Below are 22,181 nucleotides of genomic sequence, written 5' to 3'. Positions count from 1 at the left end.
TTTCTGCTCGCTGCTGACTGTCAATGGGAATAGGTAATGGAATGGGCGCCATTATGCCAGAGAAGCGCCGTGCAAGGGGCGACCAGTGCCGGCGACCCAAGAACCCTTTCAACAAGAACGCCTTTCAACGAGAACACCCTTCACCGAGAGGCTGAATTATCAGCCTTGATCGGGATCCGCTTTTTTCTGGTACAACGGCACCTCACTGCCCGGCGTCACCATCCAGCGATCCAACTCCGCCAGATCTTCTGGGCTCAGGGTGCCGAGCGACTCCTTGAATCTCAACAGATTACGAACATAGTTGTAACGCGCACCCTGATAGTCCCGAATTGCGGTATAGAGGGTACGTTCAGCCTGCAATACATCGACGATGTTTCGAGTACCGACGCTGTATCCGGCCGACGTTGCTTCCAGCGCGGTTTCGGATGAAACGATACTCTGCTTGCGGGCCGCCACCGACTCCACGTCGGTCAACAGATCTCGCAACAGCGAGCGGGTATTCTGCACCACCGAACGCTGGGTATCTTCGCGAGTCTGGATCGCAGCATCCCAGCGCGCGCTGGCTTCGCGCACCTGGGACGAGGTTCGACCGCCCAGGTAAAGCGGCAGATTGAACTGGATCCCGATCGAAGCGCTCTCCTGGGTGCCATTGGTCGGGTGCAGCGAACGAGCACCGCGGTCCGTGCCGTAACCGGCAACCAAATCGACCGTCGGCAGATGACGCGAGCGGGTCGAGCGGCGGCTCTGCTCGGCTGATTGCACATCCAGCTTGGCGGACTGCAGCGCCAGGTTACCGCTCAGCGCCTTATCGACCCATGGCTGGAAGGCGACCGGGGTCATGCTCTGGACCGGATAGTTGTTGCTCAGCTCATCGACTTGGCGCCAGTTCTGCCCGGTTAACCGATCGATCGCTTCGAAACTCTTATCCAGCTGACCATCCGCCAGAATCCGCGAGACCCGGGCACTGTCATAACTGGCCCGCGCCTCTTCCACATCGGTAATCGCGATCAGACCGACATCGAACTGTGCCTGCACCTGATCCAGGCGCCGCTTGACCGCCGCTTCGACCGCCAACGCCGTGGCCTGATCGGTTTGCGCCGCCAACACATCCAGATAGGCCTCCACGGTACGCCGGATCAAAGCCTGCTGCGATTGACTGAAGGTCACCCCGGCTTTCTCGGTCAAGACCTTACCGGCCTGGAAGTTAAACCACTCTTCAGCGCGAAACAGCGGCTGGCTTAAATTCAGGTCATAGCCATGATTGTTTCCCTGATCGATGTTGCTGGGGCTGACGTCGGTATAGGTGACATCGGCACTCAGGGAGAGGCTGGGCAGAAGCGACGAGCGACTCTGCACCTCCGCCTCGCGCTCTGCGTTGAACACGGCACGGGCCGCCTTGAGTTGCGGATCGCTGTCCAGTGCCTGTTGGTATATCTGCTGCAGCGAACCGGCCCATAGGGGCTGACTCAGAGCCAGGGTGAAAGCGGCTATTCCAAAACGAATCGGGGTTTTCAAACGACACTCCTTCTGTTGTCGATTGGACCCTGCGCACGGCCAACGTCGGCCCCAACGCGGTCCTTGTTGAGACGGCCAAATGGTATCCTCAATCGTGATTCGACGGTAGTCAGACCGCGGCTCAGCAATACTGCCGCCCTTCAAGCCGCCAATCCGGCTGAAACCCTCGAAGCCAGCTGCTCTGGAGCCCACGCAAACCGGGCATATCGGGCCTTGAACTGATAAAGCAACACAGCATAGTATCGACAGGACAGAACCCTGCATCTATCAATCTCGAGAATAGGGTTCGTCTATTATCAATGGTAACCGGCTGCTACCGACCGGTCCGATCCTGTTTTCCAACGGACGGCATCGGCAGCAGCAACAGGCAGTCGTTGCCGACAATCGAAAGGGGAAGCCGTTGTCGATGATCGCGACCATTCGTTCGTTTCTACGACTCGAATCTGCCAGTGGAATCGTGCTGGTGCTTGCTGCCGCTGCGGCTTTGATCATGGCCAACAGCCCCCTGTCCCCCTACTACGATCTGTTGCTGGATATCCCGGTCCAGGTCCGGATCGGCAAACTCGATATCGATAAGCCGCTGTTGTTGTGGATCAATGACGGCTTGATGGTGATTTTTTTCTTCTTGATCGGACTCGAGCTCAAGCGCGAAGCGATCGAGGGCGAGCTCTCCGATATCCGCAAGGTCACGCTACCGGCGTTGGGAGCGATCGGCGGTATGGCGGTACCCGGCATCATCTATGTGCTGGTTAATCAGGGCGATCCGCTGGCCCTGCGGGGCTGGGCAATCCCCACCGCCACCGATATCGCCTTCGTGCTGGGTATCCTGGCACTGTTGGGTAACCGGGTACCCATCACCCTGAAGATCTTTCTGGTATCGCTGGCGATCTTCGACGATATCGGCGCCATCGCGATTATCGCGTTGTTCTACACCGAGTCGATCTCCGAATCGGCAATAGGGCTGGCCGGCGCTTGCATGCTGGTCCTACTGGTGCTTAACCGGCGCCGGGTGATGGATTACACCCCTTACATTCTGATCGGGGTGCTGATGTGGATCGCAATCCTGAAATCGGGCATCCACGCCACGTTGGCCGGCGTTATTCTGGCGTTGTTTATTCCGCTCAAGAGCCGCACCAAACCCGGCTACTCGCCCCTCAAGAGTCTCGAGCACGACCTTCATGGCACCGTTGCTTTCGGTATCCTGCCGATCTTCGCGTTCGCCAACTCAGGGGTACCGCTGGCCGGGATCAGTGCTGACTTCATCCTCCACCCGGTCACCCTGGGTATCGCCCTGGGACTATTTCTGGGTAAACAGATCGGTGTCTTCCTGTTCTGCTGGATCGGCATCAAACTGGGGCTGGCCAAGTTACCCGATGGGATCCGTTGGAGCAGCCTATACGGAGCGGCGTTACTCTGCGGGGTCGGTTTCACCATGAGTCTGTTTATCGGTTCGCTGGCGTTTGAAGACGCCGCCCGAGGCCTGTTCGACGAACGCCTAGGCGTTATGTTCGGATCACTGGTATGCGGCATCTGCGGCTTCGTGATGCTACGTATCACCCTGAAGGATCCCGAGCAGCAACAGCAACCACCGAAGTGATTACTCAGCATGAGGCAGGTGCTCTCGACGCTGACCGGCTTGACGACCCGGCCCCCCTTACCGCTACTATCGGGGTAACCTTCCCAGACCCACAGGCGGGACAACCGACTCTCTATGCAAACCAACGACTACCAGCCGCTGGACCGCTATCGTCAACTAGCGGAGAAATCCCCCGACTTTATCTCCCGCCATACCCCAGGGGACTTGGTATTTATCGACGTCAACCCGGCGGTCGAGAAGATTCTCGGCTACCGCAGCGATGAGATCATCGGCCGCTCCGCCAACGAGCTATTCCACCCCAAGGACGTCGGTTCCTGGAAAAACGGCACCAGCAACGTCACCTACAGCGAGGGGGTCTATACCAGTACCTACCGGCTGCGACACAAAAACGGCGACTACATCTGGCTCGAAACCACCAGCCGTACGATCCGCGATCCGCTAACCGGGGAACTCGAAGAGATCATCTGTGTTTCGCGCGATGTCAGCGAACGGATTCAGGCGGACCGGACCCTGGCACGATTGGCCCAGGTGGTCGAGGCGACCTCGGATCTGGTGCTGTTCTGCAACGCCAACTACCAGGTCGAGTATCTGAACGAAGCCGCTATCCGGACCCTCAATATCGACAAGGGACGCTTCCCGACCCTGCACCTGGACGAGCTGTTCTCGCGTGACAACAACAGTCGCCTGCTGCAGGAGATCTTCCCCCAGGCCCTGGAAACCGGTGAGTGGCGCGGCGAACTGCCGCTGGAGCCCGGCTCGATCGAAGACCGGATCGCCTCGGTGCACCAGATCATCGCCCACCGCAACGAGGAGCAGGAGCTGCGCTACTTCTCCATTATCGGCCGCGATATCACCGAGCAGCGTCGGGCCGAGGCGGAAGCGCTCCAATACCAGCTCAACATGGCCCATATCTCGCGCTTGATGTCGCTCGGCGAGATGGCATCCGGGCTGGCCCACGAGATCAACCAGCCGCTGGGCGCCATCCTCAATTACAGCCGCGGTACCCTGCGCCGTATTCAGGAAGGTACGATCAAGGATTTCGACAAGGTCTGCGAATCGCTGCAGCTGATCTCACGCCAGGCAATCCGCGCCGCCGACATCATCAAGCGGCTGCGCGGCTTCGTGAAGAAAACCGAATACCAACGGATGGACTTCTCGATCAACGAGACCTGTCAGGAGATCGCCCAGTTTATGGGCCAGGAAGCCCGCAACGAGGGCATCCGCTTCGAATTTCAGCTCGATCCGACCCAACCGATCATCTACGCCGACAAGGTCCAGATCGAGCAGGTTATTTTGAACCTGCTGCGCAACGCGATCGAGGCCTTCGACGGCAGTCGGGACAACGGCGAAAAAACCATTACAATAACCACCCGGATGGACGCGGAGCAGTTGCTGGTCGAGGTCGAAGACAACGCAAGCGGTATTACCGCCGACCAGATGGCCAACCTGTTCGAGCCCTACTTTACTTCCAAGAGTGCCGGGCTCGGGATGGGGCTGTCGATCTCCCGCACCATCATTGAAGCCCATCGCGGTAAGTTGTGGGCAGAATCCGACGGCCGCAATGGCTCTACCTTTAAGATCAGTCTACCGAAGGAAACCCAGCACCCATGAGTAAGCCCGCCCCGAACGGTGAATTAACCATCTTCGTCGTCGACGACGATGACGCTTTCCGTGATTCACTCTGTTGGCTGCTCGAATCCACCAACCGGCCGATCCAAACGTTCGAGTCCGGCGAGCGCTTCCTGGCCGACTACAAAGGGACTCCCGGCTGTCTGCTGCTCGATATCCGGATGCCGGGACTGAACGGTCTGGCTCTGCAACAGGAGCTCAACACCCGTGGCGTGCGCCTGCCGACCCTGATTCTGACCGGCCACGGCGATATCCCGATGGCTGTTACCGCGATCAAGAACGGCGCGTTGGATTTTGTTGAGAAGCCGTTTGACGATCAGGTGCTACTCGATCATGTCGACAAAGCCCTGTCCCTGGCCGATCAGTGGCACCAGGAACAGCAGCAGCGTCAGCAGCTACTGCAGCGCTGGGATACGCTCAGCAAGCGGGAAAAACAGGTGATGGAGCTGGTCGTCTCCGGCAGCGCCAACAAGGTGATCGCCGAGAGCCTGAAAATCAGCCCCAAGACCGTCGAGGTTCACCGCGCCCGGGTGATGTCCAAGATGGAGGCCGAGAGCCTGGCCGACCTGGTCAACCAGGCCCACCGTATCGACGCCCTCAGCAAACTACTCAGCTGACAGGATTCGGCGAATTACCGACGGCCTCGCCTAACCCTGGTCACTCAGCAATCGGCGAATAAACCCGCCCATCGCCTGCAGGCAGGGTTCGGTCGCTTCGCGATGGGGAATATGGGCCGCGTCCAGCCAGCAAGGCGATGCCAGGGTACCGATCCCTTCGCAGATCCTCTCGACCTGCAGCTCAGAGCCGTACTGATCGTTAACCCCTTGCATAATCAGCGACGGGGCTCGAATCCGACCCAGCCAGGGATGCAGATCCAGCCCTTGAAAGCTATCGCGAAGCCAGGTCTGCCACCAACCCTGGAACAGAGTGTCGGTCTTCTCGCCGTGATAGCGCGACAGACCCGGACGGATCGCCTCGTCGTAGAGATCGCGGGCCTTAATGATTCCGTCACGGGTGATTGGCTCAACAAAGAGATGGGCCGCTTCGGTAATCAACCCTAGCACCCGGTCAGGCACACTGGCGGCGCCAACCAGAGCGATCGAGCCACCGTCACTGTGGCCGACCAGCACCGCCTGCTCGATCTGCAGGCGTTCGAGCAGCTGCGGCAACACCACCTCACCCTCGTAGACCAGATAGTCATCCGGACGCGGCAGCTCGAGCGAGCTGGCCCCGGCGTGACCGATCCGTTCGTAGATCAGCACATCACAACCACAACGCTCGGCCAACTGCTGCGGAAAGTCCCACCACTGGCCGATGCTGCCAAGGGCTTCATGCAGAAACACCAACGTCGCCGGCGAGTTTGGCATCGGCTGACGTCCACGGCGAACGTAGAGACTGGCCTTATCACCAAAACGCGGCGCGGCTATCGGCAGTTCAAACTCATCCCAGACCAACATTCTGGAGCACCTCCTATCGGGATAATGCAGATACAAAAAAGCCCGGCCGAGCCGGGCTTTCCAGGTCGAAGCCGCCTGATCAGCGCTTCAAGATCGCATCTTGCTTACAGCTTGGATTCCAGCTCCGGAACCGCTTCAAACAGGTCAGCAACCAGACCGTAATCGGCGACCGAGAAGATCGGGGCTTCTTCGTCCTTGTTGATCGCAACGATAAACTTGGAGTCCTTCATACCCGCCAGGTGCTGGATCGCACCGGAGATACCGACGGCGATGTAGAGTTCCGGCGCAACGATCTTACCGGTCTGACCCACCTGCATATCGTTGGGAACGAAGCCGGCGTCAACCGCAGCACGGGAGGCACCAACGGCGGCACCCAACTTGTCGGCTACCTTCTCAAGCAGCTCGAAGTTTTCGCCATTACCCATACCGCGACCACCGGAGATGATGACGCTGGCAGCGGTCAGCTCAGGACGGTCGGACTGGGCCAGCTCTTCTTTAACGAAGGCGGACTTGCCGGCATCGCAAGCGGCGGCAACGGTTTCAACGCTGGCACTGCCATCGGTCGCAGCCGCGTCGAAGGCGGTGGAACGAACCGTGATCACCTTGACGGCGTCGCTGGACTGTACAGTCGCGATCGCGTTACCGGCGTAGATCGGGCGTTGGAACGTATCGGCACTCTCGACCGCAATGATGTCGGAGATCTGCGCCACGTCCAGCTTGGCGGCAACCCGCGGCATGAAGTTCTTGCCGGTGGTGGTGGCGGAAGCCAGGATGTGGCTGTAACCGTCGGCCAGCTCCAGTACCAGCAGCGCCAGATTCTCGGCCAACTGATGAGCATAGGCAGCGTTGTCGGCAACCAGTACCTTGCTGACGCCGGCGATCTTGGCAGCTTCTTCGGCTGCGGCGCCACAGTTTTCGCCTGCAACCAGCAGGTCGATGTCACCACCGATCTGTTGGGCAGCGGCGACGGTGTTCAGGGTTGCTCCTTTCAGAGCAGCGTTGTCGTGTTCTGCAATTACCAGGATACCCATGATTAAATCACCTTCGCTTCGTTCTTCAGTTTCTCGACCAGCTCGTCCACGCTGCCGACGATGATGCCTGCCTGACGCTCGGCCGGCGGCTCAACCTTCAGGACCTTCAGACGGGCGGCGGTTTCAACGCCGTAGTCGGCCGGGGTCTTGGTATCCAGCGGCTTACGCTTGGCCTTCATGATGTTGGGCAGCGACGCATAACGCGGTTCGTTCAGACGCAGGTCGGTAGTGACGATCGCCGGCAGATCCAGCGACACGGTCTGCAGACCGCCGTCGATTTCACGGGTCACGGCCACTTTGCCATCAGCCACCGCCACTTCGGAGGCGAAGGTGCCCTGCGGCATCTCGGTCAGCGCGCCCAGCATCTGGCCGGTCTGGTTGTTGTCGGAATCGATCGACTGCTTACCCAGGATAACCAGGCCCGGCTGCTCCTCTTCGACCACTTTGGCCAGCAGTTTGGCAACCGCCAGAGACTCCAGGTCTTCGTCGGTCTCGATCTGAATACCACGGTCGGCACCCAGTGCCAGTGCGGTACGGATCTGCTCCTGGCAGCTCTTCGGGCCGATGGAGACAACTACGATCTCTTCTGCCACACCGGCTTCTTTAAGACGAACCGCCTCTTCCACGGCGATTTCGCAGAACGGGTTCATCGCCATCTTAACGTTGGCCAGGTCGACCCCGGACTGATCACTCTTGACGCGGACCTTGACGTTGTAGTCGATCACGCGCTTCACGGATACTAGAACTTTCATAGAGTTCCTCGTTTTGTTGCCAACCCTTGCTTGAGGGCGCCTGATGAAAGAACGCCTGAGTCTTGCTGCTCAGGCGCTGTCGAATCGTTACTTAGCAAGACTAAGTGATTTCCCTAGGAAAGTACCATTCACATTTGGTCGATGCAAATGGTTCTTGCAAAAAATAGGGGTTTTTACTTAGAATGCATTCCTACTCGAGTGAGACCACCTTCTCAGAACACTCTCACTCACGATAAAACAGAGAACAAATAAGCAGGAGATGGCTGTGGAACGCGAATCGATGGAGTTTGATGTCGTCATTGTAGGCGCAGGACCGGCAGGTCTGTCCGCCGCATGTCGGCTGATGCAGCAGGCTCAGGCCAACGAGCAGGAATTGATGGTCTGTGTGGTTGAAAAAGGCTCCGAAGTCGGCGCCCATATCCTCTCCGGCGCGGTCTTCGAGCCTCGCGCACTGGACGAACTGTTCCCGGACTGGAAGGACCAGGGCCTGACTCTGGGAGAGCCGGTTACCGGTGACGAGATCTACCTGTTCAAAGATGAACAGAAAGCCCAGTTGATGCCCAACAGCTTTGTGCCCAAGACCATGCACAACGAAGGCAACTACGTAATCAGCCTGGGTAATCTATGCCGCTGGCTGGCCGAACAGGCCGAGTCGATGGGCGTGGAGATCTTCCCCGGCTTTGCCGCAGCGGAAGTGCTCTATAACGAAGACGGCTCGGTCAAAGGGGTTGCCACCGGCGACATGGGCGTCGGCGAAGACGGCGAACCCAAAGACAGCTACATGCCCGGCATGGAACTGCACGCCAAGTACACCCTGTTCACCGAGGGTTGCCGTGGCCACCTGGGCAAGGAACTGCTGAGCAAGTTCGAACTGGACAAGGATTCCGATCCGCAGCATTACGGCATCGGCATCAAAGAACTCTGGGACATCGACCCGGCCAAGCACAAGCCAGGTCTGGTTATCCACGGCGCCGGCTGGCCGCTGGGCAAGAATGCCCCAGGCGGCTCATTCCTGTACCACGCCGAAAACAACCAGGTTGTTCTGGGTCTGATCACCGACCTGAGTTACAGCAACCCGCACCTGAGCCCGTTCGACGAGATGCAGCGGATGAAGCACCACCCGGTGTTCAAGCAGTACCTCGAAGGCGGCAAGCGGGTCTCCTACGGCGCCCGCGCCATCGCCAAGGGCGGCTTCAACTCACTGCCGAAGATGACCTTCCCGGGCGGCCTGCTGCTGGGTTGCGACGCCGGCACCCTGAACTTTGCCAAGATCAAGGGCAGTCACACCGCCATGAAGAGCGGCATGATCGCCGCCGACACCCTGTCCGAGGTGTTCAAGGCCGGTAACGAGGGCGGCGATGATCTGAGCAAGTTCACCGACAACCTCAAGGACAGCTGGCTCTATGATGAGCTGTACCGCTCACGCAACTTCGGTCCGGCGATGCACAAGTTCGGCATGACCCTGGGTGGCGCCTTCAACTATATCGATCAAAACTGGTTCGGCGGCAAGATCCCGGTCACCCTGCACGACACCAACCCGGATTACGCCCAGATGAAACCGGCCTCCGAGTGTCCGAAGATCGACTACCCCAAGCCCGATGGCGAGATCAGCTTCGACAAGCTGTCGTCGGTGTTCCTGTCCAACACCAACCATGAGGAAGATCAGCCCTGCCACCTCAAGCTCAAGGATGTCAGCATTCCGCTGGAGCGCAACCTGCCGATGTTCGATGAACCGGCTCAGCGCTACTGCCCGGCAGGCGTCTATGAGGTGGTCGTGGAAGACGATGGCAGCAAGCGCTTCCAGATCAACTCGCAGAACTGCGTCCACTGCAAAACCTGCGACATCAAGGACCCGTCCCAGAACATCACCTGGGTGGTTCCGGAAGGCGCCGGCGGCCCGAATTACCCCAACATGTAAACTACTGGGGCAACCCCCTCCCAAGGCCGGCAATCGCCGGCCTTGTTGTTTTCTGACGTCTCCACACCCAAAAAACATCTAATCTCGCTAGAGTTTTTCCGCTTTGGCCGAATCTCTGCTAAGGTCCAGTTAATTGCATCAACGTGTTACCGGCCGGATCCTGCCAGTGTGTTAAAACACTATCTGAAACTACGCCAGAACAATCTTCTCTCCTATCGATTGCTGGTCTATATCGTGCTTTGCAGTACGTTGCTGGCTATTCTCAGCACGGCGATACAGCTGTTCTGGGATTACCGCAAGGATCTGGGCGATATCGAGCGAGGCCTACAGTCGATCGAAGCCAGCTACCTGGATTCGCTGGCATCCAGCCTGTGGAAGCTCGACAAGGACCAGATCGGGATTCAACTCGACGGCATCATGAAACTGCAGGATATCGGCTACGCCTCGATCACCGAGATCGTGGCCGACAGCGAAGAAGCGATCTTCTTTCGCGGCGATACCGAAGCCCAGATGCCGATTCAACGCCAGTTCGAACTCTATTACCGCGACACCCTGGTCGGCCGCCTCAAGGTGGGCGCCACCCTCGATAACGTCTACCTGCGTCTGATCGAAAAATTCTTCATCATTCTCGGCAGCCAGACCATCAAGACCTTCCTGGTCTCGATCTGTATCCTGCTGGTGGTCCACTATCTGGTGATTACTCACCTGACCTCGCTGGCCCGCTATACCCGCCGCATCGGACTCGACAACCTGGATGAAGAGATCAGCCTGGAATCCAGCCTGCTGCGACGCGGTGGCGAAGACTCACTGGATCAACTGGCTGAAACCCTGAACCAGATGCGGGTCAATATCCGCCGACAGCTGCAGGCCAAAAAGCGCGCGCAGCAGCAACTGGAGCAACTCAACGAGGAGCTGGAGCAGCGGGTCAAATACCGTACCGCTACCCTCAAACATACCAACGACCGCCTCACCGAGGCCCTCGACGAACTGACCCAAACCAAGGACCGATTGGTCGAAAGTGAAAAGATGGCCGCCTTGGGTGAGCTGGTCAGCGGCATCGCCCAGGAGATCGAGCGCCCCCTGAACCAGGGAATGGATCTGTCGGAACAGGTGATCAACCGACTCGACGAGCCGCGTCAAATAGACAACGCCGGCGCCATCAGCCTGTGCAAGCAGGTTGATCAGGTGCACGACCAGCTGGGTAAGATCAGCGAACTGATGAAGGCCTTCCGCCTGATCGCCGTCGATCCGGCCAAGCTGACGCCGCAGCGAGTCAAACTGGCCAAGCTGTTCGCCAACCTGGAAAACCAGCTGGCCGAGCGGCTACTGCGTTACCATGTCCGGGTCGAGATCGACTGCGATGACAACTTGGAGATTATCTCCTACCCCGACAGCCTACGGCAGATCTTCAGCCAACTGATCAGCAACTCACTGCAGCACGGTTTCGGCCCCGAGCATGGCCGCGACGACGCGCTAATCAGCATTCAAGCCAGCCATCACAGCGACGGCGTTAAGATCAGCTACCGAGACAACGGCATCGGCATCCCCGAGCAGGTGTTACCGCGGGTATTCGAGCCCTTCGTGGCCAGCCGTGGCGAACGCGGCGGCAGCGGTCTGGGCACCCATGTGGTCTACCGCCTGGTCACCGGGCTGCTGCAGGGCAAGGTCGACTGCCATAACCGCCGTGGCGAAGGGGTCGAGTTCCTGATCAAGGTCCCGTTACGACCCCATACCCCCGACCCGAACCATGATGACGACGATCTCTGGTAACCTCGACGTACAGGGTTAGTCCCCTTATTCTGAAATCGGCTCCAGATAATCGACCATCAACTGAGGGGATACCCGGCCACGGAACTCATTGATGTCGAGCTTGAACGCAACCCGTGCCCGATTTGACTGACTGGGCCAGACATCCAGATCCACATTGAATGCGATCGCATCGATACAGAACCCACTGGGGCGCCCCTGCTCGATCGGTGCCAGCACCAGTTTCAGATGACGCTCTCCAACGATCCGCTGCTGCACCAGCTCAAACTCACCATCGAACAGCGGCTCCGGAAACAACTGCCCCCAAGGACCGCCGTCGCGCAGCTGACGCGCCATCTCCAGGTTCATCTCGGCCACTGCCATGGCGCCATCGGATTCGATCCGCGCCTGTAGCTGCTCTTCATCGAGCTGGCGCCGCACTTCGGCATCGAATGCCCGGCTGAAGCGCTCGAATTTATCCCGCTCCAGACTCATCCCCGCCGCCATGGCGTGACCACCGTACTTGGCCAGCAGGTCCGGCTCCCGAGCTTCCACGGCGGCCAGCACATCGCGGATATGCAAACCGGGAATCGAGCGGGCCGAGCCTTTGATCATGCCACCTTCGGCTTCGGCGAACGCGATCACCGGGCGGTGCAGCCGCTCTTTGATTCGGGAGGCCAGAATTCCGATCACCCCTTCGTGCCAGTCCGGCTCGAACAAGCATACGCCGTAGGGCAGCTCGGTTTCGTCGTCAAGACTGATCTGATCGAGAATCTTCAACGCCTGACGCTGCATCTGCTGTTCAATCTGTTTACGATCCTGGTTCAGCTCGTCGAGCTGCAACGCCAGCGCACGAGCCTCGGGCTCGGACCGGCTCAGCAGACATTCGATCCCAATCGACATGTCCTCCAACCGTCCGGCCGCATTTAACCGTGGACCGATGGCAAACCCCAGGTCGGTGGCCACCAGTTTGTCGAGCTGGCGTGACGCGATTTCGGCCAGCGCTTTGATACCCGGCCGACAACGACCGGCGCGGATCCGCTTCAGCCCCTGATCGACCAGTATCCGGTTGTTATGGTCCAACGGCACCACATCGGCCACGGTGCCCAACGCCACCAGATCGAGGAAGTCCGCCATATTCGGCACTGGCTGCTGTCGACGTTCAAACCAACCGCGTGTCTGCAATCGCCGGCAAACGGCGGTCATCACGTACCAGATCACCCCGACACCGCAGGTATTCTTGGCGACAAAATCACAGCCATGCTGGTTCGGGTTAACCAACGCATCGGCCTCGGGCAGCTCGTCGCCGGGCAGGTGATGATCGGTGACCACTACCTTGATACCCGCCTCTTTAGCCGCACGGACCCCGGCCACGCTGGAGATGCCATTGTCGACGGTGATCAGCAGATCCGGTTGCTGCTGCTCGGCGACGGCGACAATTTCCGGTGACAGTCCGTAACCATATTCGAACCGGTTCGGAACCAGATAACCGGCCCACTGGGCTCCCAGCGCACGCAGTGCCGACACCGCCAGCGCGCTACTGGTGGCGCCGTCACAATCGAAATCGCCCACCACCAACAAGCGCTGACCGGCCTCGATCGCCTCAGCAATCAATTCGGCCGCCGGTTCGATATCCCGCATCGTATGAAACGGCAACAGCCCCTTCAGCGAATTGTCGAGCTGGTCGGGACGTTCGACCCCGCGACTGCTGTAGATCCGTGCCAAAAGTGGCGACAAGCCGGCCTCCAGCAACGCGGGTTTGGCCTGCTCATCACGCCTGACTATCTGTTTGTGCATGCGCTTTCGGGATTCCTATTCGGTTAACGGTTGCGGCTTCCAGGTTTCAGGATTCGGCAGCCGGGGGCTGAATCGCCAACTGCTCCACCTCCGGTCCGGGGAGAAAACGGTAGGTCTTTCCGGTCAGCCAGTATGCGAGCAAGCCGACCCATTCGCGGGAGGCCATCATCAGGTCCTGCAGGTTGCTGCTCAGATTGAAATAGATCGGATCTTCACCCAGCGGCTGGCCCCGGTAGTCCACCGGATAAGGCAGCACGTCCCAGCCCTGTTGCCGGAATACGCCAACCGAGCGCGGCATATGGAAGGCCGAGGTGACCAGCAGCCAGCGACCTTCGAGCACCGACTCACCCAGCTGCTGGCGGATCAGTGAACGACTCAGGGTACCGTTCTCGTAGGTGTTGCGCGCCTCACGCTCGTACAGAACCCGCCCCTCGAGACCGATCGCATCAAAGTACATCTTGGTGAAGTCGGCCCCGCGGATCTCCGGTTCCGTATGCCAACCCGAGCCGCAGCTGTAGACGATCGGCAGATCGCTGCGTTCCATCGCCAGCTGAGGAACCGCCAGGATCCGATCAGCGGCATCGGTAAATTCAGCCCGTCGATGGTAGCGCATCGAACCCAGCTGCTCGGCCCCACCCAAGACGATGATGCCCGCCAATGGCTGATGTTGCAGCGGTCCGGGAGCCGGGAAGCGCTGCTCCAGCTCGTGCAGCAACACCTGTCCGACCGGCACCAGTGCCACCAACCAGATCATTGCCAGCGACAACCAGGCGAACAGCCGCGCCCGCCGGCGCTGGCTGCTCCAGCCCAGCACCAACACCGCCAAGGTCATGATCAGCAGCAACAGGTGGTCTGGACGGGCGAAAGTCCAGATCGTTTTCGACAGTATGTAAAACAGGTTATCCATTGTTGTCAGTCACTGTCGCTTGTGAACAAGCAGCCTACTTTCAAAGTCCGCAAAGTTCGCAGACAAAAACGCCGGCGGTAAGGCCGGCGTTTGAGGGATGGCTAGGATCACTAGATCAGCCCAGCTGTTCGGCCATATGAGCGTGAACCGCCGCCAGATCGTTGTCCAACACGGTACAGCGCTCTTCACGATCGAACAGATCTTCCAAATGATGCGGCAGCTCCGGTGAATTGAGACCGGCTTTAACCACCGGCTCCGGGAACTTGACCGGATGCGCGGTTGCCAGCGCCACCATCGGCGTCTCGCTGTCACGACGACAGACCTCTGCCGCCTTGACCCCTATCGCGGTGTGCGGATCAAGCAGCTCTTCGCTACGCTCGAACATCTCGGCGATGTAGTCGATACAGCCTTCATCATCGAGGCGGTAGCTGTCGAACAGCTCGCGCGCCTTGGCCAGACGGGCCGGCTCCAGCTCGGCACCCTGCCCACCGTTCATGCGAGCCATCAGCTCACCGGTGGCCTTGCCGTCACGACCGTACAGATCGAACAGCAGCCGTTCGAAGTTGCTCGACACCATGATATCCATGCTCGGCGACAGGGTGTGGACCAGCTCCTGCGGCGAGTAATCGTTGGCGCTGATGCAACGGTGCAGAATATCGTTGACGTTGGTGGCAACCACCAGCTGCTTGACCGGCAGACCCATGCCCTTGGCCAGGTATCCGGCGAAGATATCGCCGAAGTTACCGGTCGGTACCGCGAAGGAAACTTCACGGTGCGGACCACCCAGGCTCAGGGATGCGTGGAAGTAGTAAACGATCTGAGCCATGATCCGGGCCCAATTGATCGAATTGACCGCCACCAGCTTGCGACCACCGAGGAAGCTCTGATCGGCAAAGCTCTGCTTCACCATCTGCTGGCAATCATCGAAGTTACCCTTGATCGCCAGGTTGTGAATGTTGTCACCGATGATGGTGGTCATCTGCTTGCGCTGCACGTCGGAAACGCGCTGATGCGGATGCAGAATGAAGATATCGACGTTGTCGCAACGCTTGCAGCCTTCGATTGCGGCCGAACCGGTATCACCGGAAGTCGCGCCCATGATGACAACGCGTTCGTTACGCTTCTCCAGCACATAGTCGAGCAGTCGACCCAGCAGCTGCAGGGCGAAGTCTTTGAACGCCAGAGTCGGGCCGTGGAACAGTTCCAGCAGCCACAGGTTGCTGTCGAGCTGCTTCAGCGGCGCAACGGCATCGTGGGCAAAAACATTCTTACCTTCTGTCGCCGCTCGCGTGCCGTATGTCTCGTCGATGATCGCATCCAGATCGGCCTGCGGAATGGTATCGGCAACAAACGGGGCGATGACCTTCTTTGCCAAATCGGCGTAGGACAGCCCGGCCCAGGAGGCGATCTCCTCTTTGGAGAACTGCGGCAGTTGCTCCGGAACGTAGAGACCACCATCGGTGGCCAGCCCAGCCAGCAAAACCTCTTCAAAGTTCAGCGCAGGAGCCTGACCACGGGTACTGATATATTTCATGCTTTCTTTCTACCGTTAAAGCTGTCGATTGCTCTCAAAGGGCTCTCAAAGGATTACTGGGCGTCCAGCGCTTCGACCCGGATCCGGGTGACTTCGCCGTGGATCGAATCCAGGGCTTCGATCGCACTGATGGCGCGGTTCATCGCCGCTTCCTTCACCTTGTGAGTCACGATCACAACCGGCACCAGCTCTTCCGTGGTGTCGTGCTGGACAATGGCATCGATGCTGATCGACTGCTCGGCCAGGATCCGGGTGACTTCGGCCAACACGCCCGGATGGTCGATCGCCTGCATCCGCAGGTAGTAAGCGGTTTCGACTTCATCCATCGGCAGCATCGGCAGATCCGACAGGCGTGACGGATGGAAAGCCAGGTGCGGCACACGGTTGGAGCTGTCGGCGGTCATAACCCGGACGGTATCGACCAGATCGGCGATCACCGCGGAAGCGGTCGCTTCGGAACCGGCACCGGCGCCGTAGTACAGGGTCGGGCCGACGGCGTCAGCATCAACCAGCACCGCGTTCATCACACCATCAACGTTGGCGATCAGGCGCTTCTCCGGAATCAGAGTCGGGTGAACCCGCAGCTCGATCCCCTCTTCGGTACGACGAGTCACACCCAGGTGCTTGATCCGATAGCCCAGCTCTTCGGCGTAGTTCACATCATCGGTGGTGACCTTACTGATCCCTTCGGTGTAAGCCTTGCTGAACTGCAGCGGCACACCAAACGCCAGTGAAGACAAAATAGTCAGCTTGTGAGCCGCGTCGATACCTTCAACGTCGAAGGTCGGATCAGCTTCGGCATAACCCAACGCCTGAGCCTCAGCCAGCACGTCTTCGAAAGCACGACCCTTGTCGCGCATCTCGGTCAGGATAAAGTTGCCGGTGCCGTTGATGATGCCGGCGACCCAGTTGATGCTGTTGGCGGCCAGACCTTCACGGATCGCCTTAACGATCGGAATACCACCGGCTACGGAAGCTTCATAGGCAACGATGACGTTGTTGGCCTGCGCCGCTTCGAAGATTTCGTTACCGTGCTCGGCGATCAGCGCCTTGTTGGCGGTGACCACGTGCTTGCCGTTGGCGATCGCTTCCAGCACCAGCTCACGGGCGGTGTCGTAGCCACCGATCAGCTCAACAACAATGTCGATCTCAGGATTACGGGCCACCTCGAAAATATCGTTGGTGGTCGGAATCTCACTGGTATCCGCCGCCGGATTGGGGCGACGGGCACCAATCTGAGCAACCTGAATCACCCGGCCTGCACGGCGGGAGATCTCTTCCTGGTTACGCGCGAGTACATTGAAGGTTCCGCTACCAACGGTACCTAGACCACAGATGCCAACATTGACCGGCTTCAAGCTCATTTTCTGGCCCTTAATCGATGAATCTCGCCTCCACCCGGAGGCCCTACACAAAAAGGCGGCCATTGTAGCAAAAAAACGCCCAAAGGTGGCGGCTTCAAAGCCAATATCGGTGTCAAATATTTGCTACAAAACCACCGGATAAATCACCGTATTTAACAACGGCTCGACGCCTAATCGCGATGATAGGCCGGCAAGGTCCAGCTAAACAGGATCGCACCTCCGCGCAGCACCAGCGCCGCCACAAAGCCACCGATCAATGCGGCGCTCTCCGGCACCGCCAGCCACTCCAGCATCAGGTAGGTACTGGCACCGGCCAGTGAGGCGCTGACATAGAGCTCGCGGGAGCTAAGCACCAGATCGCTACCGCAGAGCACATCACGGATAATGCCCCCAAAGCTGGCGGTCATGACCCCCATACAGGCAGCGATCAACGACGAAGCCCCGCTGCTCAGTGCAATCTGGGCCCCGGTAACACTAAACAGCGCCATTCCAATGGCATCCATCCACAGCAGGCTGCGGGTGCGTGAGGCGATATAGGGCACCACAAAATAGGTCAGCACTGCGGCGCTCAGACTGGTGGCCACATAGATTGGCTCACGGACCCAGTAGACCGGGGTGTTTCCCAGCAGCAGATCCCGCAAGGTGCCGCCGCCAAGTCCGGTGGCGCAGCCGATCAGCATAAAGCCGAGAATATCCATTTTCTGACGTGCTGCATCCAACGCCCCAGATACGGCGAACACCGCTATTCCGCTAAGCCCTAGCACGTTGACCACACTGTATAGATCAATCTCCATCGGCACCTGCAAGGCGACCACTCCCCTATCAAACGTTCCACTTCGACGGTTTCAAACTTTGCACCGACACTCTATGGCTCGGCCCCCAACGGCCACAACCAAAAACGCGGCCCGGAGGCCGCGTTGTTCGATCACCTAAGCGAAAGCTTAGCGATTTACTGGACCTCGACCACCTGAGCTTCGGCAATCTTCTGCTTCCAGGCAGCCGGACCGGTAATGTGGGCCGATTCGCCTTTGCTGTCCACCGCCACGGTAACCGGCATGTCCTTGACCTCAAACTCGTAGATCGCTTCCATCCCCAGCTCAGGGAAAGCGATGGTCTTGGAGCCTTTGATCGCCTTGGAGACCAGGTAAGCCGCACCGCCGACTGCCATCAGGTAGACCGACTTGTTGTCCTTGATCGCTTCGATCGCAACCGGACCCCGCTCGGCTTTACCGATCATGCCCATCAGCCCGGTGCTCTCGAGCACCTGACGGGTGAACTTGTCCATCCGGGTCGCCGTGGTCGGACCCGCCGGGCCCACCACTTCGTCACCAACCGGATCAACCGGGCCTACGTAGTAGATAAAGCGACCTTTCAGGTCCACCGGCAGCTCTTCACCGGCATCCAGCATGCCGCACAGCTTCTTGTGAGCCGCGTCACGACCGGTCAGCATCTTGCCGTTCAGCAGCAGGGTATCGCCGGTCTTCCAGGTTTCGATCTCTTCCTGGGTGATATTGTCCAGATCGACCCGCTTGGTGGTCGGACCTACCTCGAAGGTGACTTCCGGCCAATCGGACAGCGACGGTGGCGTCTGCAGCGCCGGACCATCGCCCTTCAGGGTGAAGTGGGCGTGACGGGTCGCAGCACAGTTCGGAATCATGCACACCGGCAGGGATGCGGCATGGGTCGGGTAGTCCTTGATCTTGATGTCCAGCACGGTGGTCAGACCGCCCAGCCCCTGGGCACCGATACCCAGCTGGTTAACTTTTTCGAACAGCTCCAGACGCAGCTCTTCAACCGCGTTCTGCGGGCCACGCTCTTTCAGCTCGTGGATATCGATCGGATCCATCAGCGACTCTTTCGCCAATACCGCAGCCTTCTCGGCTGTACCACCGATACCCAGCCCCAGCATGCCCGGCGGACACCAGCCGGCACCCATGGTCGGAACGGTCTTCAGGACCCAGTCGACGATGCTGTCGGATGGGTTCAGCATCACCATCTTGGACTTGTTCTCGGAGCCGCCACCCTTGGCCGCCACCTGAACGTCAACCTCGTCACCAGGTACCACCGACATGTGGATTACCGCCGGGGTGTTGTCCTTGGTGTTCTGACGCTTGCCGGCCGGATCGGCCAGCACGGAGGCGCGCAGCACGTTGTCCGGGTGCAGGTAGGCACGACGAACACCCTCGTTGATCATCTCCTCGACGCTCATCTCGGCATCCCAGGTGACGTTCATCCCGATCTTGACGAACACGGTGACGATACCGGTGTCCTGACACAGCGGCCGGTGGCCTTCGGCACTCATACGAGAGTTGATCAGAATCTGCGCCATCGCATCCTTGGCCGCCTGGGACTCCTCTTTCAGGTAGGCCTCATGGACCGCCTGGACAAAGTCTACCGGGTGGTAGTAGGAAATGAATTGCAGCGCATCGGCGACGCTCTCGATCAGGTCGTCTTGACGGATCACAGTCATGTTGTCGTTGTCTCCAGCTTCGCTGACGACCGACGGCCGCCGCGCGGTGGGTTATGAAAGAGGCCTACAAGGGTGGTCATGCCCTGAGAAGCAGCCTCCGATAGAAAACGGTGCCCAATTATACACAAAAGGTGTCGGGCTTAACGTCTCGCTTTGGTCTAAACGAACAGTGGTGATAAGTCGGCCTCAGAACGGCAGCAGACAGCCCAGATAGAGCAGCCCGAAAATCAACAGCAGCCTACCGCTGGCGGGGGTTAATGCACGCCTGGACTGAGGCTCGGCGTCGAGCAGTTTCAGCAGTGCCGGCAGCAGCAACAGGCTCGGCAGCAGTGGCCACAGGCGCAACAATAATTGCTGCTGCCACAGCGCCAACGTCAGCAGGTAGGTACCGGCTAGCAACGCCAGGTAGAGTTTCTGCCCGGGGGCATAGCCCAACCGAACGGTCAGGGTTTTAACCCCGCGCTGATGATCCAGCTCCCAGTCACGTAATTCGTTGCTCAGCAACAACAGCGAGATCAACGCACTGATCGGCAGCGACAGCCATAACTGACTCAGCGTCAACGGGGCGCCCATGGCATGGCTTGCACCCAACACCATCAACACCCCCATCAGCCAGAACACCAACGGCACGCCCAGACCACGGCGTTTGTAGTGGATCGGCTCGACGCTGTAGCCCAGCGCACCGATCGCCCCCAGTATGCAGAGTCCCAACAAGCTGAGACCGACATCTGCAACCAACCAGAATCCGATCAAGCTGCAGAAAACAAAGCAGCCGTAACCGAGCCGGGCATGGCGATGGATCCCTCGCCGACGCTCGGCAAAACGGGCATCTTGCAGCAGCGGTAGATCACCCAAATCGTTGATTAGATTGACCCCGGCCTGGAGCGCTAAACCGGCCAGCAGGATCAGCAGCGCTCGCCAGCCGGAGCCGTACCCCTCCAGCAGAGCCAGCGCCACTCCCAACCCACAGGAGACCAGCGCCACCACCAGCGAGAACGGCCGTAACGATTGAAGCAGGCGCGGGGCGACCAGTTCCGTCTGGTCGCGGGAGATATCCATCGAGTTAGCGGGACGGCGCGTTATTGAGATCGCGCATCAGCAGAGCGTAATCCAGATCGCCCTCCAACGGCACCGGAATACGCATTACATGGCCATTGCCAGGCGCCGCGTCGACCGCCTGCCCCTTGCGGTTGATCATCTCTTCGAGCTTGAAGCGCAGGTTGCCCTGCGGCGTCATTAGCTCCAGGGTATCGCCCAGTTCGAAACGGTTCTTGACGTCGATCTCGATCATACCGTCATGTTGGCCCATCACTTCACCGACAAACTGCTGGTGCACCCCGACCGAATTGCCGGTTTCGTAGTTCTGATACTCGTCGTGAACATGGCGACGGTAAAACCCTTCGGTGTAACCACGGTTGGCCAGGTTTTCCAACACATCCATCAAGCCCTTGTCGAAGGGTTTGCCGGCGGCCGCGTCGTCGATCGCCTGGCGGTAAGCCTGGGCGGTACGAGCGACGTAATAATGCGACTTGGTCCTCCCTTCAATCTTCAACGAGTGAACCCCCATCTCGGTCAGACGCTGCACGTGCTGGATTGCGCGCAGATCTTTGGAGTTCATGATGTAGGTGCCGTGCTCGTCCTCGAACGCCGGCATGTATTCACCCGGACGGGTCTCCTCCTGCAACAGGAAGATCTTGTCGGTGGGCTTACCCTCACCCAGCTGCGGAGCAGCCTGCTCATCACTGGATTGAGCTTCGGCGTTCGGATCGAAACCCTGGACCGGGACAGAGTCTTTAACGGGTATAAAGTCGCCGGATTCGTCCTGCTTGGCCTCGTGGGCATCGTATTTCCAACGGCAGGTGTTGGTGCAGGTGCCCTGGTTAGGATCCCGGTGGTTGATATAACCCGACAACAGGCAACGGCCGGAATAGGCGATGCAGAGCGCGCCGTGGACAAACACCTCCAGCTCCATCTCCGGACACTGCTGGCGGATCTCCTCGATCTCATCCAGAGACAGCTCCCGGGACAGGATCACCCGCTCGATCCCAACACTGTGCCAGAACTTGACCGTGGCCCAGTTCATCGCATTGGCCTGGACCGACAGATGGATCGGCACCTCGGGCCAGCGCTCGCGGACCATCATGATCAATCCCGGGTCGGACATGATCAGCGCGTCGGGCTTCATCGCCACCACCGGCTCCATGTCCGCCATGTAGGTTTTCAACTTGGAGTTATGGGGAGCAATATTGCTGGCCACGTAGAATTTCTTACCCCGGGAATGGGCCAACTCGATGCCCCGTTCAAGGTTTTCCAGCTTAAAGTCGTTGTTACGCACCCGCAGGCTGTAGCGTGGCTGGCCAGCGTAGACCGCATCGGCCCCGTAAGCGAAGGCGTAGCGCATGTTCTTGTAGGTACCGGCCGGGGACAGTAATTCAGGAGTAAACATTCAGAATCTCAATAAACA

General features: G+C 59.1%; 17 protein-coding genes. 5 read left to right on the top strand and 12 right to left on the bottom strand.

Going from position 1 to position 22,181, the window contains the following annotated elements:
• Positions 1-159: 159 nt before the first annotated feature.
• Positions 160-1,515 carry a TolC family outer membrane protein gene (locus DV711_RS08050; protein ID WP_243633767.1) on the bottom strand — a complete coding sequence of 452 codons (1,356 nt, stop codon included), beginning with the start codon at positions 1,513-1,515 and terminating at the stop codon, positions 160-162.
• Between the two features lie 406 nt (positions 1,516-1,921).
• On the opposite strand from DV711_RS08050, the gene nhaA reads away from it, so the two are divergent.
• The 3 genes from nhaA to DV711_RS08035 all read left to right on the top strand — a co-directional run bounded on the left by nhaA (position 1,922) and on the right by DV711_RS08035 (position 5,358).
• Positions 1,922-3,112 (top strand): Na+/H+ antiporter NhaA, encoded by a 1,191-nt coding sequence (nhaA, locus tag DV711_RS08045; RefSeq protein WP_114695165.1) that lies wholly within the window; start codon positions 1,922-1,924, stop codon positions 3,110-3,112.
• A 114-nt stretch (positions 3,113-3,226) separates the two neighbouring features.
• On the top strand, positions 3,227-4,723 hold the full coding sequence (locus DV711_RS08040) for a PAS domain-containing sensor histidine kinase (RefSeq protein WP_114695164.1): 1,497 nt from the start codon (positions 3,227-3,229) through the stop codon (positions 4,721-4,723).
• Positions 4,720-5,358, top strand: coding sequence for a response regulator transcription factor (locus DV711_RS08035; RefSeq protein ID WP_114695163.1), 639 nt, complete (start codon positions 4,720-4,722; stop codon positions 5,356-5,358). Before DV711_RS08040 ends, DV711_RS08035 begins: the two co-directional genes overlap by 4 nt.
• A gap of 30 nt (positions 5,359-5,388) precedes the next feature.
• Here DV711_RS08035 and DV711_RS08030 read toward each other — a convergent pair whose 3' ends face one another.
• From DV711_RS08030 to DV711_RS08020, 3 genes are all read right to left on the bottom strand, one after another.
• Positions 5,389-6,198: an alpha/beta fold hydrolase gene (locus DV711_RS08030; RefSeq protein ID WP_114695162.1), complete on the bottom strand. Its 810-nt coding sequence runs from the start codon at positions 6,196-6,198 to the stop codon at positions 5,389-5,391.
• 104 nt (positions 6,199-6,302) lie between these two features.
• Positions 6,303-7,229: an electron transfer flavoprotein subunit alpha/FixB family protein gene (locus DV711_RS08025; RefSeq protein ID WP_114695161.1), complete on the bottom strand. Its 927-nt coding sequence runs from the start codon at positions 7,227-7,229 to the stop codon at positions 6,303-6,305.
• 2 nt (positions 7,230-7,231) lie between these two features.
• On the bottom strand, positions 7,232-7,981 hold the full coding sequence (locus DV711_RS08020) for an electron transfer flavoprotein subunit beta/FixA family protein (protein WP_114695160.1): 750 nt from the start codon (positions 7,979-7,981) through the stop codon (positions 7,232-7,234).
• A gap of 280 nt (positions 7,982-8,261) precedes the next feature.
• Here DV711_RS08020 and DV711_RS08015 point away from each other — a divergent pair, with 280 nt between their 5' ends.
• Both DV711_RS08015 and DV711_RS08010 read left to right on the top strand, forming a co-directional pair.
• Positions 8,262-9,899: an electron transfer flavoprotein-ubiquinone oxidoreductase gene (locus DV711_RS08015; RefSeq protein ID WP_243633790.1), complete on the top strand. Its 1,638-nt coding sequence runs from the start codon at positions 8,262-8,264 to the stop codon at positions 9,897-9,899.
• 168 nt (positions 9,900-10,067) lie between these two features.
• A complete protein-coding gene (locus DV711_RS08010; protein WP_165840040.1) occupies positions 10,068-11,669 on the top strand; it encodes a sensor histidine kinase in 1,602 nt (533 codons plus the stop codon).
• A 24-nt stretch (positions 11,670-11,693) separates the two neighbouring features.
• Here DV711_RS08010 and recJ read toward each other — a convergent pair whose 3' ends face one another.
• The 8 genes from recJ to trhP all read right to left on the bottom strand — a co-directional run bounded on the left by recJ (position 11,694) and on the right by trhP (position 22,163).
• Positions 11,694-13,442 carry a single-stranded-DNA-specific exonuclease RecJ gene (recJ, locus tag DV711_RS08005; RefSeq protein WP_114695157.1) on the bottom strand — a complete coding sequence of 583 codons (1,749 nt, stop codon included), beginning with the start codon at positions 13,440-13,442 and terminating at the stop codon, positions 11,694-11,696.
• Positions 13,443-13,488: 46 nt separating this feature from the next.
• Positions 13,489-14,349: a YdcF family protein gene (locus tag DV711_RS08000; RefSeq protein WP_114695156.1), complete on the bottom strand. Its 861-nt coding sequence runs from the start codon at positions 14,347-14,349 to the stop codon at positions 13,489-13,491.
• Between the two features lie 115 nt (positions 14,350-14,464).
• A complete protein-coding gene (gene thrC, locus DV711_RS07995; protein ID WP_114695155.1) occupies positions 14,465-15,883 on the bottom strand; it encodes a threonine synthase in 1,419 nt (472 codons plus the stop codon).
• 53 nt (positions 15,884-15,936) lie between these two features.
• A complete protein-coding gene (locus DV711_RS07990) occupies positions 15,937-17,241 on the bottom strand; it encodes a homoserine dehydrogenase (protein WP_114695668.1) in 1,305 nt (434 codons plus the stop codon).
• Positions 17,242-17,417: 176 nt separating this feature from the next.
• Positions 17,418-18,041 (bottom strand): trimeric intracellular cation channel family protein, encoded by a 624-nt coding sequence (locus tag DV711_RS07985; protein ID WP_114695667.1) that lies wholly within the window; start codon positions 18,039-18,041, stop codon positions 17,418-17,420.
• Positions 18,042-18,196: 155 nt separating this feature from the next.
• Entirely contained in the window at positions 18,197-19,717 is a 1,521-nt protein-coding gene (locus DV711_RS07980) for a fumarate hydratase (protein WP_114695154.1), read from the bottom strand.
• A 186-nt stretch (positions 19,718-19,903) separates the two neighbouring features.
• Positions 19,904-20,776, bottom strand: a complete 873-nt coding sequence (locus DV711_RS07975) for a prenyltransferase (RefSeq protein WP_114695153.1) — start codon at positions 20,774-20,776, stop codon at positions 19,904-19,906.
• A gap of 4 nt (positions 20,777-20,780) precedes the next feature.
• Positions 20,781-22,163 (bottom strand): prephenate-dependent tRNA uridine(34) hydroxylase TrhP, encoded by a 1,383-nt coding sequence (gene trhP / locus DV711_RS07970; protein WP_114695152.1) that lies wholly within the window; start codon positions 22,161-22,163, stop codon positions 20,781-20,783.
• Positions 22,164-22,181 lie beyond the last annotated feature (18 nt).

The sequence above is a fragment of the Motiliproteus coralliicola genome (assembly GCF_003345655.1).
Lineage (GTDB): Bacteria > Pseudomonadota > Gammaproteobacteria > Pseudomonadales > Balneatricaceae > Motiliproteus > Motiliproteus coralliicola.
This window is presented reverse-complemented; position numbering and strand designations above follow the sequence as displayed.